We start from the raw sequence: 14,373 nt of genomic DNA on the forward strand, positions 1-14,373 counted from the left end.
TAGAAACAATGTCAGCACGATTTCGAAATCATGTATTTCTTATCCTGATCTTAATACAGGTCACCTTTACTTTGGCTTACAACTTCCCCCTCAACCTTACATTCCTGTCACATTAGACAAAGGTAGCAGCCCCGGAAACTTGCTTGTCTGCCGCGGGAAGATCGTATACAATGTGTTTAATTTGCCGCTAGTAACGCCCGGGAGGATCGTTTATGAAAATCATGATCGTAGAGGATGACCCGACCATTCGCGGGATGATCCAGTTAGCTTTAACCAAATGGAGCCTGGAATCGGTCAGCGTCGATAACTTTGACCAGGTCGCGCAATGCTTTATTCATGAACAGCCTCATCTTGTGATCATGGATATCAACTTGCCGTCGTATGATGGATTTTACTGGTGTCAAAAGATTAGGGAAATCTCCAATGTGCCGGTGCTCTTTCTTTCTTCCCGCGATTCGCCCATGGATGTTGTCATGTCGGTGAATATGGGCGGGGACGATTATATTCAGAAGCCGTTCCATATGGATGTTTTGACCGCTAAAGTCAATGCGCTGCTGCGCCGAACGTATTCCTATTCGGACATGCAATCCAACGTGTTCGAGCATGAGGGGGTCGTGTTCCTTCCGGACAAAGGGACGATCACTTATGAAACCGAACAAGCGGAGCTTACCAAAACCGAAGTCAGTATATTGAAGATCCTGATGCAGCAGAAGGGAACCGTTGTAGACCGCAAGAAAATCATGCGTCATCTTTGGCAGGATGAAAGCTTCGTGGACGAAAACACGTTAACCGTCAACATCGTCCGCTTGCGCAAAAAACTGGCCGGCGTCGGCAAGGAAAACTGGATTGTAACCAAGAAAGGGCAAGGTTATATGATCCCATGAGTTTTTTACAATACATAAAGGACAAACGTTATTTTTTGTTGCTGTACGCGGGGATGATGGGCTTCATTTCGATGATCATTGCCCTATCCGTCAGCCGAGGTCACGCCTTAGACAGCATTCTTTATATTCAAATCGTTTGTTTTGCCTTCACCGCAGCCTACTTACTGATTGGCTATGTTTATCGCGGATCCTATTACCGCAAGCTGCAGGAGCTGATCGATCTTGACCGGGAAGATTGGCCTGTCGCTGCCCCTGAACCACAAAATTCGCAGCAGCGGCTGTATCTCGAGCTTTTTGCCAAATTGCACCGGCATCATGAAGGAGAACTCCGGAAACTTAATGAAGAAAAAATAGATCACCAGGAATTTATCATGTCCTGGATTCATGAGGTAAAGCTTCCGATTGCAGCAAGTCGTCTGCTCATGGACAACAGCATGGGGGAAACGGCAGATTCCCTGGCCGATAAACTTGAGGATGAACTGGATAAAATAGAAAATTACGTGGAGCAGGCACTGTACTACTCTCGAATCGATTCTTTTTCCAAGGATTATTTCATCACGGAAGAACCGTTGGAAGCGATCATTAAAACCTGTGCGAAAAAATTCGCCAAGACGTTTATCAATAAACAGATTCGGTTACATATGGAGGACATTCGGCAAACCATCCATACCGACCGCAAATGGCTTGGATTTATCCTTGATCAAATCGTTGGAAATGCGTTGAAATATACGGACGAAGGCGGGAACATTGCATTTACGGTGGAAGAAGACCGTAAAGAAAAGCGGTTGAATATTGTAGATTCGGGGATCGGGATCCAGCCGGAGGACCTTCATCGAGTATTTGAGAAAGGATTTACCGGATCTATCGGAAGAAGCCATCCCAAATCGACCGGCATGGGACTTTATCTTGCAAAACAATTGGCGCATAAGCTGGGACATCATTTGTCTATCCGATCGGAGGCTGGAAGGCATACAATAGTCACGATTCATTTTCCGAAAACGGATACGTACTACCGCTTATAATCGATAACGGGCTGGAGCCCGCTGCTCAATCTAAAGCTAAAGAAGCCGCCAAAATGGCGGCCTCTTTAGCGTATAGAGTTCTTGGCTGCTGGCAGTCATCATTGCCATCCTATCAGACCATATCAAACATGTTAGGATCGGATCCCTATGTCACTCAACAGCACGGTTCCCCGCTTGGTCAGGTTGAATTGAATACGGACCTTGCTTAGCTGCTGCGGGTTGAAGTCCGGATTCAATTGTTCAAAATCGCTTAACGGGAAGTCATAGCTTTGAAATACGGGCTCCGAAATGTTCCCGGAATTCGAAAACGGCCATTTGAGAAGTTTACCTTCTATAACAGGCGGCAGTTTGGATATGTGGCTGAGGGGAAGACTTGCCTGATTGCCTTTCTTGTCTTCAACGGAAACCGTTGCATTGATCAGTTCATTCGGGTCGCCGCTCGTGTCTTTTCCACGGGCGTCCGCCATCGAAAATACGACAGAGCTTTCCGTTCCCGTTTCCATGCCGCGTTCCGGCAGCGTGACCGTGAAGGATGCAGGTTCGGATTCTCCTCTCGTGTCCCAGCCTAAGCGAACCGCGCTGTAATCGGCCAAGCCATGCTTGGTCCTTACCTTCTCCTCCTTCCATACCCGGAGATGTTCGCCCATCAGGCTGCCGCCAGGCAGCGTCGTGCTCTGCAGATCGATGTCTTCTTGAAATTCGGCAATCATGGTCGTCCCCGAATCGTAAACATTGCCCACGTACAGGTTGTCGGGAATCCATTCCTTGGCGTAACCCAAATCCGTGAACATCTCCCGATATTGACGTTGGTCCTTAAGCGTTGCATCGAGAAAACCGGAAATAAACACCTTGGCAATCGTTTCCTGCTCTTCCCGCGGCATGATTTGACGAAGGTTAAAGAGACGATTCGCAAGACCTGCCCCATCCCCTCTGTTCCAGCCTCCGTTGAACTGGCCATGGTTGGCCCCATAGACATAAATCATCGACTTCATGTAATCTTTGCCTTCGGTATAACGAATCCGATGATATTGTTTGGCAGCGTCCAGGCTGTTGACGTCCATATCATGAGCTCCATGCAAAGAGAGATAATTCACGTCCTGCAGCGGCAGCGGTTTGCCTTGCGGCTGATATTGCCCGTCCGTTCCCGCAATGGAAATGAGAGAGCGGATCGAGAAGTTATAGTCAAACTTGATATGGCCGTGATCCGGGTGATTGCCGAGTTTGTTGAAGGCAGCCGCAATCGCGACGGCTTCGCCTCCCCTGGAATGACCGATGAGGGCGATTCGTTCCATATCGACCTTTTGATAAAACGGGTTGTCCGGAGCGCTGTTCCAGCCCTTCCAGGTCTTCAAATGCTCCAGCAGCAGCAGACCTCTTGCCGGATTTTCACGTTGGAGGGCGCTAACCAGAAAAAGGTCCTCGTATGGAGCGGCATTCAGGAAATTTTCATCCACGGAGACGAAAATATACCCTTTGCTCGCGAGCAATTTGCCGAGGTATTCGTAACCGGGATCGGAATAATCGTTCATTAAGTGGTTTCCATGCACAATCAGGACCAGCGGAAATATGCCCTCCCCTTCGGGATACCATACTTTTCCGTTTAACGGCAGGGCATCCGGTCCGAATCCAAGCGACTTCGTTCGCCCTGAGGACCATTTATCGACAAACTCGGTCGCATCCACCGTTTTGGTCGTCAGCGAACCGCTTTGATTAAACTCTTTCCGGTAGTTGTCAGGACTGCCGTATAACAGGCTTTGGACGGGATAGGTGCCTTGTTCTGCCGGATTGTTCATCGTCGAGTCTTCATACCGGCTTGAGGTTTTCAGCTGTTGTAACGTGACGCTCGGAGCGGCTTCATCTCCCTCCCGAATCAGCCAGAAGCTGCCCGCTCCGATCACGATGGCGATCAAGGACAAGCAGACCATGGCGCCGATTCTCCTTGCTTTTGAGACTTGCCTGTAGCTTCCGGCTGCAATTTTATAAAGCAATGCCCCAAATAAAGAAAAAACTAAGGCCAAACATGCAATGAACACGGCCGATACTTTCGGCGGCACGATGAAGCAGAATACAAGCAAGGTCAGTGAGCCTGTCAACGTCCAAATATAACGGCTTGGCAGTTTCTTGACCCCGTGCAGCAGCAACGCCGTCAAGCCGCTTATCATTGCAATCGCTAAGACAAACAAAAACGTGCCCGCGATATATTTTATGAAACCGTGCCCCGTCAATAAATAATCGGCCTGGATCAGGATTAGAATGAAGGCGGTGCCTCCTAGTCCAAGCGACGCTCCCTTCCATCCAGGAGTTAAAGGCTGCATACGTTTCCGGTTTGCAACGATTCTTTGTATAATGGCAATGCCCTTCTCGTTCTCTTTCTCTTTTTGTATTTCCACTCTTCCCAGTCCTCCTGCACTCTATTTAGTAGATCGTTCTACATCTGAGGATACCGGATCACTCTTTCTGTGCACTTTCTCAATTCTTTCAGAAATCTTACATATTGCTCGGCAGAAACAGAACGAATGTCGTTTGCCCGTTTGTTGTGGTAAGCCTGATCTTTCCTCCATGTTTCTCTGCCACTTGTTTGGCAATCGCCAGACCGAGTCCCGTGCCGCCATCGCTTGTCCGTGCCCTGTCTCCGCGAACGAAAGCTTCGAACACCCTATCCTTTAGGGCTTCCGGGATACCGGCGCCATCATCCGCAACGTGAATCTCAACCCCGTTCTCTGCGATTACCAATTTCAATTCCACGGTTGTGCCGGGAGGGGTGTATTTCCATGCATTGGACAGCATATTGGAAACCGCCCGATATAACCAGATCGCGTTGAACGGGACCTTCATTTCCCGATCGGGAATATCGTAACGGAAAACAAGCTGTTTATCTTCGAAAACCTCATAATATTCGGCCGCGATTTCCCTCGTAAATTCCGTAATGTCGGAGAATTCAACGGAAAAAGGAACATCGGCACTGTCCAGCTTGGACAGTTCAAAGATGCCGTCAATCAGCTCCGACATCAGACTGGCTTTGTCGGATATCAAACGCAACACCTGGCGTCTTCTCTCTTCCGTATCCACGAGTCCCGCCTCCAGCGCTTCGATATAGCCCCGTATGGTAGTCAACGGTGTCTTCAAGTCATGGGAGATGTCGATCAGCATGCGCTGCTTGCTTTCTTCCAGCTCCTGCTTTTCCCGCTCCATCCGCTCGAGACGCTCTGCCATATCATTGAAATCGTCCTGGATCTGCGCGAGCTCATAGCTTGCTTTGAAGTTTAACCTTTTGCGGTATTGACCTTGGGCAATGTTTCGAATGCCGTCGGCTATGGAGCTGAGCGGAGTCGTGAGCCTCGAAGCGGTCCTTCTTCCGAACGCATACACGGTGATCGCAAACAAAACGAGAAACAGAAGCAGGGTCTGAAGAGCCATTTTATAAAATACGCGCTCTTGTTGACCGCTGTAGCTCTCCTCTGGCGTAGCGGGCGAATGGCCCTTCTGAGTCTCCTCCACCTTTATCTGCCCGGTTGAATCGAGAAAATAATTCATGATTTGCGCATTCAATAGAAACAACGATAACGCCGCAATGATGGCAATCATAACAAAGAAATACAAGTATTGTCCGATCAGCGAACGCTGTAAACGATTAGGCGTTTTCATGTGTCTAACTCATCTTTCTTGGCAAACCGGTAGCCGAGGCCGCGGATAGTTTTGATATAAACAGGGTTTCTCGGATTGTTCTCGATTTTGTCCCGCAGCCTGCTAATCTGCACCATTACGGCGTTATCGTCGGCCAGGTACAACTCATCCCAGGCATGCTCAAACATTTGACGTTTCGTAAATACGCGCCCCGGTTCTCCCATAAACAGGTTTAACAATTTATATTCGATCGCGCTGAGCGAAATGGGCTTTCCTTTGATATACAGCATGTATTCGCGATGATCCAGCACCAAATCACCGATGCGGGTGACGGAAACCGGGTCAGGCTCCGACGGCTCATTGAATTCATAGGACCGTCTTAACTGGGCCTGAATTCTTGCCATTACTTCCATCGGGCTAAACGGTTTGGAAACATAATCGTCTGCTCCGAGCTTGAGACCCGTGATTTTATCGAGCTCCTGATTTTTGGCCGATACGAGAATGACCGGGATTTTATAATCCTGTCTAATCGTGCGGAGCAGCTGGAATCCGTCGATGACCGGCATCATGATATCGAACAGAGCGAGATCGACGCGTTGGCTTCGGAGATGCTCAAGCGCTGCAAGCCCGTCGAAGGCTGCCAAAGTCGCATATCCTTCTGCGTCTAAATAGAGTTTCAGCATGTCTACGATATCCGGATCATCATCGACCACAAGTATGTTTCTGGGCATATAAAGCATCCTCCTTCAAGTAGTATATGGTTCTCCTTGGAAGGCTAATTTCCTTTTTTGCGTTGTCTTTGTCAGCATTATTAAACAGAAATAACCTCGCACCGGATTCGGCGGAGGTCATTCTGTTATTGATTCATTAGCGTCCGATAAAACCAAGGATTTCGAGGCCGTATTGCCTGCACTGGCTGCGAATCACAGCCGCCATGTCGTGATCATGGGCAACAATGCAAGCCCTCAGGATATGCAAACCTACTTGCAAGCCCATAGCCCCGTAACGAAACATGTGCCCTTCGCTTTTCAATCGATCGCTGGCTGGAGAGAGAACAGCCTTGTCATTAGCGTGCGCGGAACAAGAACCAAAATCAATATCGGAGGATTAGGCGAGGATCTGTCTTGGCGGCCGTTCATCGATCAGGCTTTGGCAAACACCAAATATGCATGGACCTACCAAAACAATATGAATGAGTGGCTGAAGAGTCATTATGTCATGATCTTGGCTTTGAATTCCATTGCTTCTACATATAACGGGAATTTGCGCAGAGCCGCCAAAGACAGGAAGCTTCTTCATCTTGTCATCCATGCTATGGATGAGGGGCATCAAGTATTGGAGAAAAACGGGGTCACGGTTACGCCTGCCGCTCAAAAGCAGTTCGCCCGCAAAAACAGAAGGCTCTTATACATTCTATTGAAGATGATGCTGTCTATCCCGATCAGCAGAATTCTGTTAAGTGATAAGGCGGTGTCGGCCAACGAGATAACAGCGCTGCAGCAAGCTTTTGCCGATTTAAAGAAAAGCGCGAATATGGCGACGCCGCATTGGGATGAGCTTCAACAATATTTCCCGCTTGAGCGGCAGAGCTCATAGTTGATGGCTATGGATCGATCACGTAGCCAATATAAGAAGCTTTTGAGTAAATCAAAAAAGAATCTCTGCTCAACCAGCGAGCAGAGATTCATGAACTATCAGGCGGAATGTGATTATTGGGGAATCGGGAGAAAAGTACAGCACATTGCTAAACATCCCCTTCTCTCTCCCTGATATGGCTGGAGTTTGAAGCAGCCAAGCCTCCTTTTCGCTCGTACGCGAAAATAACCATCATCATGCTTAAAATTGCACAGATCATGTACATGGTGGAGTAGGACAAATAATCAGCGATCGGTCCCATCGCGACCCCGCCCAAGGATACGCCTAAATCGGCCATCGCAATAAACAAACCGATTAACACGTTGCGATTGGACGAGGGCAATACAAATGACAAATAAGTCGTTAACGTAGGGTACAGCAGCGCCTGGGCCATGCCCATAAGAATGGCGCCTGCGTACAGCAGCATGCTCCCCAACTCTAAAGACAGGCTGATGCATGCCGAAGCCAGGGTTACAAGAAGCATGGTACCCATGATAAACCATGAATGCCATCTGCCATCGGACGGAATTCGTTTTCTCAGGACAAATCGCGAAGCGACAACGACCGCAGCCTGGAGCATCAAGTAAATGCCGGCGCTGCCGCTGTTCAGCTGCTCGCCGTATAAAGGCATAAACGTGGTGACCGCTCCGAATACGATGGATGCCGACAGCATCAAGACACTGCATCGGAACAGGAACCGATTCTTAACGATTTGCCCGAAGGACTGGAACACGCCCGAACGGCTTGTCGCTTGTTCCGATGGAGCCTTTTCTTCGTCCATCTTGACGCTGTACCCGAACAAACCTGTACAAATGGCGATCGCAACAAAAATAAGCGTGAATGAATCCATGCCGCCCGTCTGCCAGAGGCCTAATGCGAGAACCGGACCGATCACGCCCGGGATATAAGTGAACAATGAATAAAATGAAATGCCTTGCGAACGCTCCTTCTCAGGCAGCGCATCCATGATGCCGATCTGTAATGCCATCGAAAAAAAAGCCGTACAAATGCCTTGCAAAATTCGAGCCATGAGGTATCCCCCTAACCCGGTACAAGTGTACAGAATCAGGGCAGTGCCGTTTACCAACAGAACCAGGCGCAGCACCTTAACGGGCCCATGCTTTTGGATCAAATGCCCGGCCCAGGGCCGAAAGAACATCGTTGTCAGCATGTAAGCCCCCATGACGAGACCGATGGTTGTGCTGCTGGCTCCCCATGCGGCTCCTTGAAGCGGAATGATGACGTTGAGTAAGGCATTGGCGCTGAAATAAAGCAGGGCCAGCATATATAAACGCAAAAACGGCCAAGACATCGCTCCACTCACTATATTTCTCCTCCTGCTTGCGTGTAAACGTTAGAACGTAATCAAATGCTCCATTAATTTTTTGGCATAATCCGACTGAACATGCTTTAATTGCTTGACGTCGATCGTCTCCTCCACCTTGCCGCTTCTGAAAATAAGAACCCTATCGCAAATATAAGCGGCAGCTTGAATGTCGTGCGTGATGAAGACGTAACTCATCTGATAGATGTCTTTAAGCTCCTTCAATAAGCGGAGGACCTGTATCTGTACGGATTCGTCCAAAGAACTGATCGCCTCGTCGAGCACGATGCACTTGGGCTCCGTGGCAATCGCTCTGGCAATGCAGACTCTCTGCGCCTCTCCGCCGGATAACTCATGCGCATATTTCGTTTTGTAGGAAGCGTCCAACCCGACCTGATGCAGCAAACGATCGACTCGGGCGTCTTGGTCGGAGCGTACCGGACCCTGCGCCGTTAAGGGCTCCATGACGGCTTCCTTCACGGTATAGAACGGGTTGATCGAAGACGTATAATCCTGAAAAACCGCACTCATATTGCCGGAACGCACATGACGATTCCTCACATCGTTTCCTTCGAATAAGACGGCCCCTTGGTCCGGTTGTTCAATACCCAAAATCAATCGTCCAAGGGTAGATTTTCCGCTTCCGCTCTCGCCGATGATGCCAAGGCACTCGCCGCTTCCGCATTCGAAGCTTACCTCGTGCAGAATTTGCTGCTTTTTCCTCGAGAACAGGCCGCCTACCCGGTAAGATTTATGTACGTTCTCTACCTTCAGCACGCTACTCCCCCCTCATAATCTCGTTGAAATGGTTGCTCAACTCAAGACGGGTAGAAACCAGGTACTGCGTATAGGGATGCCGCGGTGCCGATAATACCTCTTCAACGCTCCCGCTTTCTACAATAACGCCGTTTCTCATGACCATTACTTCATCGGCAATCTTCTTCACGACCCCCAAGTCGTGGGACACAAAAATCATGGAGCCTCCCATTCGCTCGCGGAGCTGGATGAATTGTTCAACGACCTCGTACTGCGAGATGGTATCGAGTGCCGTTGTCGGCTCATCGGCGATCACGATGTCGGGCGAAAGAACCAGCGTGAGCGCAATCATCAAGCGCTGCAGCATGCCGCCCGATAGTTGGTAAGGGTACTTGTTCATGGTTTCGATCGGATGATTGAGCATGACGCTCTCCATCGCTTTTTTCATCGTGGTTTCGACTTGGCTCTTGCTCCAGCCGAAATGCGCCTTCAACGTCTCTTGGAAATGAACGCCGACTACGGAAGATGGATCAAACGCTCCCATACCGTTCTGCATGATCATCCCAATCTGTTTACCCCTTCTTCTTCTCATTTCTTTATCCGAAAGTTGATTCAAATTCTCGCCTTTGAACAGAATCTCCCCGGATTGACGAATCCAGGGCTTATGCAATCGGATGATCGATCTGCACGTAAGGGATTTTCCGCTCCCGCTTTCCCCTACGATGGCCAGGCAGGTTTGGGGCTTTAACTGAAAAGAGCTGTCACGGATGATCTCTTTGCCCTCATTCGCGTCCCATACCCTCAAATGGTTAACCTCTAGCATATTCAACATTCGGTTTCTCCACCTCTGCAACTCGCGACTGCTTGCCGGAGTTCATTCGTTTGGGATCCAGCGCGACCTGAAGCCCATCCGCCAGAAAATTAAATGCCGATACGGCAATGACGATCGCCAAGCCGGGCGCCAACATCAGCTCGGGATGTGAAAACATAACCTCTCTTGCTTCATTCAGCATCATCCCCCATTCGGCGTGAGGGGCCTTGATGCCCAGCCCCAGGAAGGATAATCCGGAGATTTGCAATATCATGGAACACATCGAACCACTGGCAATGACGGCAATATCCGAGAATGTTACGGGAACGATATGCTTCATAATGATTCTACGATTGCTGATGCCGGCTGCTTTTGAAAACTTCACATAATCCATTTCGGCATACTGCTGGACCGACGTTCGGATGACGCGGGCAAACCACGCCCATTTCATAGCAACAAAGGCAATCAGGATGTTCTCAAGGCCTGCACCCAGAATGCCGACTACCGCGAGCGTCATGACATACCCGGGAAAAGAAAGCATAATATCGCAAATTCTCATCAGAATCGCGTCCGTTTTACCTTTGAAGTAGCCTGCCAGGAATCCAACGGCCGCACCTACGCCTACCGATGCCAACAATGCGGCCAGAACCCATAAAATACTGGGACGTATGCCATAAATCAGCCGGGACAGGATACATCTCCCCAAATGGTCGTTGCCGAACCAATACGCCCAGGTCGAGCCGGCATAGCGCAGCTTCATATCGACATGGTTCGGATCGTGCGGCGCGAATACAGGGGCGAACAGCCCCAAGATTACGATTGCGGCAATAAGGAGCAGTGACAGGCTGGCCAGCTTGTCTCTGCTCAGATTTTTCAGTGCTCTCATCAGATTTCCTTCCTTAATTTCGGATTGAACGCAGCATTGATCATGTCCGACAAGGTGTTGAATAAGACAAAGGCTACAGCCAGGATCAGGACATAGGCCTGAATGACCGGAAAGTCCCTGCTCAAGATGGATTTCACGCTCAGTCGCCCAAGTCCCGGCCATGCAAATACATTTTCAATGACTACGGTACTGCCCAGTATAATAGGGATCGCCATGCAAAAGATGGATACGGCGACTTGCAGCGAATTTCTGAGAATATGTTTCGTAATCTTCCTCTCGGGCAAACCGCAAGCTCTCCCATAAACCACATAGTCTTCATGCAAGTGGCCCAGCATGGAGCTTCTTACGTTTCTGAAGTAATTGCCGACATAACTCACCGATATGACCGTTACGGGAAGAATATAGCTTTGATAGGAGTCCATGCCGCTGGTCGGCAGCAGGTCCAGCCGGACGGAGAAATACCAGATCATGATCGAAGCCAGCCAATAAGAAGGCATCGCCGTCAGAAAGAAAGAGGCGCCTCTTACCGTTCGATCCAGCATTTTGCCTTCGTTTAATGCGCAGATAACCCCCAAGATGACGGACATGACGATAATGATGATCGACGAAACCAGCGTTAGCTTTAACGTGTTGAGAAACGCCGGACTTATCAAGGACCACACGGATTGTCCCGTGACGTAGGACTCCCCGAAGTCCAATTGAAGACAGGCCATCACCCAGTCGGCATATTGTTTCAGGAAGGGTTGATTCAGTCCCAGCTCTTCACGCGTCTTAGCGATCAGTTCCTCCGTGATTTCGGGAACTTCCTGGGCGCGGAGCACCACTTCGGCAGGATCCATGGGCGACAGGTTGATCAATAGAAAGGTCAAGAATGAAATCATAAGCAGAATCGGAACGGACAGCAATAATCGTTTAGCTATATAACTTCCCATAATGGCTCCTTATCGATTGATGAGTACTCGCCCTATTCGAAATACATTTGTTCAAAAGGCAGCTCAAATTGGGTTTGCTTGAACGTAATGCCTTTCAAGTCCTTCGGTGCGAGAACCGTGACGCTCCCGCTCGAAATCGGGATAAACACAGCTTCATCGTGAACCGTCCGCATGATCTCGGCATACAACGCCTTTCTGGCTTCCTCGTCAGTCGACACCATAACCTGCTGTATCCGGTCATAGAGATGATCCGCTTCGGCGACCCCTTTGGTCGTATGCAGATAAGAAGCTTCGGAAGTGAACGCAGCGATGGTGCTTTGGGGGTCATACGCCAATCCCCAGGTCTGATTAAACAATAACTCGTAATCGCCCGTAGACCTTCGATTCGCGATCGAACTCGATTCTTCGCCGATGATATCCAGCTTGATCCCGATCTGCATTAGCGCATGCTGAATGAATTCCGCCTGTGTTTTTTGCGACGATGAATTGCTGTCATAATATAAGTTCATGGCCAGCTGCCGTCCGGACTTCGTCCTGGCCTCAGCGCCGCTGCCTTTTTTCCATCCGGCTTGTTCCAAGATTAACTCGGCCGCTCCCGGATCATAGCCGCGTTCCTTCAATTCGACATCCGCATAGTTCACATTGGACGAGAACAGCCTGTTCGCCTCGGCTTCGGTTCCTTCGAATATGTCCTTGCTGATCGTTTCGCGATCGATTGCATACCAGATTGCCTCACGCACCGCGGTTTCGCTTACCGGGCTGTCCGATTTGCTGCTGTTGGCGACAATCATTTTCGTATTCATGGCTTCGCTGCGTACAAGCTGATAGGTTCCGGCGTCAACCAGTTGATTCATCGCTTGCACGTCAATGCTGTCTGCCCCCCGATCATCGGTGAATACGAAGTTCACCTCTCCTTTCTGCATGGCCAGAAACGTCGTCTCGCCGGCAGGCAGCACCTTGGCCGTAATTTTCTTGATTTTCGGCGCACCGTTCCAGTATTCTTCATTGGCGGTAAAGACGGCGTACTCATCGATTTTATGCTCCGTGAACTTGTAAGGACCTGTACCGTTATGGCCGTTAACGCCATCCTTCGTTTCCCCTTGAACGAAGTCCTTCGGCGATAGGAATACATACGGCCGCGTCATGGACAATTCGACCAGCGTTGGGTAATAAGCTTCGCTTAAGATCAATTGGACAGTGTATTCATCCACGACCTTCACGTTTTTGATTTTGCTCGACAGCTTAATCCAGGCATGTTTTTCGGCATTTTGCTGCACGGCGTCGATGTTTAATTTGACGGCTTCGGCATTAAACGGTTCTCCGTCATGGAACTTCACGTCTTTTCTTAAATGAAAGGTATAGGTCCGGCCGTCTTCCGAAAGGTCCCAAGATTCCGCAAGCAGCGGCTTGATGCCCTCCTTCGTGTTCTCCACCAGCGACTCGTATACCATGCCCTGAGCCGGCATAGACCCCGTGTACAAATGCGGGTTCATATCATGAATATCTTTTGCTGTCGCATAGATTAATTCATCCCGGACAGCCGATGCGGCTTTGTTTTCCTGTTTCGTCTCTCCGCAGGCTGCCAATAGCGCCATCGTGCACAAAATCATCCATATGATTACGGTTTTTCTTTTCACGGTTTTCCTCCTGCTACCCACTTGATTAGGTTAACGTTCATGTATTTGTTATGTCCTTGCATATCAAGGCCAGATCTTCTCCGAAGCTCTGAACCGCGAAGGCACCGGACAACGGCCGGTCCATATGAGCAAGTGCCACGCTGAAGATTTTGGCTTCATATGCTGAAATGAACCGATCGATGGTTGGACAATCCACCTTTAAGAAGCTGGCGATGCCTTGTATAATCTTGATCCGATAATAGTCCTCCTTGGGCATTCTCGGGATATCCAGGCAGCCTTCCAGATTGATGAACAAACGCCGGATCGGCACCGCCGAGAAATCGAAGTACTTACCATCGGGATCCGGCTGAGAGAAGGGATCGATTAACAATGAGGCGTAACGGATATACAATAAATACTCTTGATGAATGCTTTCCAAGTGTTCGAAGCTGTCGATATCCCGGCGTGATAAACTCTCATTTCTCACCGGATAGTTATCATCCGTCATAAACTTCAGCAAATTGATGCGTCTCATCCCTAATCGATCCAAGATGTTCATTATTTCTTTCCACTGGGCTAACATATTGCGGATCAGATCCTGCGTAATGGGACCTTCAGGGAAAAGCTTATAGACATACTTGCGAGAACCCGATTCGTCAAAAATGGCGTGTAATGAGAAGTCATTCATGAACAAAGCGGGATGGACATATAACGAAATATTTCGCGCTTCTGCCTCCAGGGGCGTCCTCATGAATTCCACTTCAATGTCCGATAGCTTGTACAGACCGCACAGCCTGTCGACAAAATCTGAGCGGCCCCGCGTCGAGCCGATATAGACTTTTTTCTTGACCCCCGTCGTCATGACATGATTGGAAACCCGGTC

General features: G+C 49.3%; 13 protein-coding genes. 3 read left to right on the forward strand and 10 right to left on the reverse strand.

Annotated features, from left to right (window positions below; translation table 11 throughout):
- The first annotated feature begins 212 nt into the window (after positions 1-212).
- Together HMPREF9412_RS06500 and HMPREF9412_RS06505 are read left to right on the forward strand one after the other, a co-directional pair.
- Positions 213-884, forward strand: coding sequence for a response regulator transcription factor (locus HMPREF9412_RS06500; RefSeq protein ID WP_009590577.1), 672 nt, complete (start codon positions 213-215; stop codon positions 882-884).
- On the forward strand, positions 881-1,906 hold the full coding sequence (locus HMPREF9412_RS06505; RefSeq protein ID WP_009590587.1) for a sensor histidine kinase: 1,026 nt from the start codon (positions 881-883) through the stop codon (positions 1,904-1,906). The genes HMPREF9412_RS06500 and HMPREF9412_RS06505 overlap by 4 nt, the downstream gene beginning before the upstream one ends.
- A 131-nt stretch (positions 1,907-2,037) precedes the next feature.
- Here the strand turns inward: HMPREF9412_RS06505 and bahA are convergent, their stop codons facing one another.
- The 3 genes from bahA to HMPREF9412_RS06520 all read right to left on the reverse strand — a co-directional run bounded on the left by bahA (position 2,038) and on the right by HMPREF9412_RS06520 (position 6,261).
- Positions 2,038-4,296 (reverse strand): bacitracin amidohydrolase BahA, encoded by a 2,259-nt coding sequence (gene bahA, locus HMPREF9412_RS06510; protein WP_009590574.1) that lies wholly within the window; start codon positions 4,294-4,296, stop codon positions 2,038-2,040.
- A gap of 97 nt (positions 4,297-4,393) precedes the next feature.
- Entirely contained in the window at positions 4,394-5,551 is a 1,158-nt protein-coding gene (locus HMPREF9412_RS06515; RefSeq protein ID WP_009590603.1) for a sensor histidine kinase, read from the reverse strand.
- Positions 5,548-6,261 (reverse strand): response regulator transcription factor, encoded by a 714-nt coding sequence (locus HMPREF9412_RS06520; protein ID WP_009590582.1) that lies wholly within the window; start codon positions 6,259-6,261, stop codon positions 5,548-5,550. The genes HMPREF9412_RS06515 and HMPREF9412_RS06520 overlap by 4 nt, the downstream gene beginning before the upstream one ends.
- 172 nt (positions 6,262-6,433) lie before the next feature.
- Between HMPREF9412_RS06520 and HMPREF9412_RS06525 the strand changes: the two genes are divergently transcribed.
- Positions 6,434-7,126, forward strand: a complete 693-nt coding sequence (locus HMPREF9412_RS06525; protein WP_009590602.1) for a hypothetical protein — start codon at positions 6,434-6,436, stop codon at positions 7,124-7,126.
- Between the two features lie 148 nt (positions 7,127-7,274).
- Here HMPREF9412_RS06525 and cntE read toward each other — a convergent pair whose 3' ends face one another.
- From cntE to HMPREF9412_RS06560, 7 genes are all read right to left on the reverse strand, one after another.
- Positions 7,275-8,489, reverse strand: coding sequence for a staphylopine family metallophore export MFS transporter CntE (cntE, locus tag HMPREF9412_RS06530; RefSeq protein ID WP_009590591.1), 1,215 nt, complete (start codon positions 8,487-8,489; stop codon positions 7,275-7,277).
- 30 nt (positions 8,490-8,519) lie between these two features.
- Positions 8,520-9,266, reverse strand: a complete 747-nt coding sequence (locus HMPREF9412_RS06535) for an ABC transporter ATP-binding protein (RefSeq protein WP_009590589.1) — start codon at positions 9,264-9,266, stop codon at positions 8,520-8,522.
- A gap of 1 nt (position 9,267) precedes the next feature.
- Positions 9,268-10,077: a staphylopine uptake ABC transporter ATP-binding protein CntD gene (gene cntD / locus HMPREF9412_RS06540; protein WP_009590607.1), complete on the reverse strand. Its 810-nt coding sequence runs from the start codon at positions 10,075-10,077 to the stop codon at positions 9,268-9,270.
- Positions 10,055-10,942, reverse strand: coding sequence for a staphylopine uptake ABC transporter permease subunit CntC (cntC, locus tag HMPREF9412_RS06545; RefSeq protein ID WP_009590604.1), 888 nt, complete (start codon positions 10,940-10,942; stop codon positions 10,055-10,057). The genes cntD and cntC overlap by 23 nt, the downstream gene beginning before the upstream one ends.
- Positions 10,942-11,874, reverse strand: a complete 933-nt coding sequence (opp1B, locus tag HMPREF9412_RS06550) for a nickel/cobalt ABC transporter permease (protein WP_009590595.1) — start codon at positions 11,872-11,874, stop codon at positions 10,942-10,944. Before opp1B ends, cntC begins: the two co-directional genes overlap by 1 nt.
- A gap of 32 nt (positions 11,875-11,906) precedes the next feature.
- Entirely contained in the window at positions 11,907-13,511 is a 1,605-nt protein-coding gene (gene cntA / locus HMPREF9412_RS06555; RefSeq protein ID WP_009590606.1) for a staphylopine-dependent metal ABC transporter substrate-binding lipoprotein, read from the reverse strand.
- Between the two features lie 37 nt (positions 13,512-13,548).
- Positions 13,549-14,373: opine metallophore biosynthesis dehydrogenase (locus HMPREF9412_RS06560; RefSeq protein WP_009590592.1), on the reverse strand; the 825-nt coding region annotated here is incomplete at its 5' end.

Source organism: Paenibacillus sp. HGF5 (assembly GCF_000204455.1).
Lineage (GTDB): Bacteria > Bacillota > Bacilli > Paenibacillales > Paenibacillaceae > Paenibacillus_AQ > Paenibacillus_AQ lautus_A.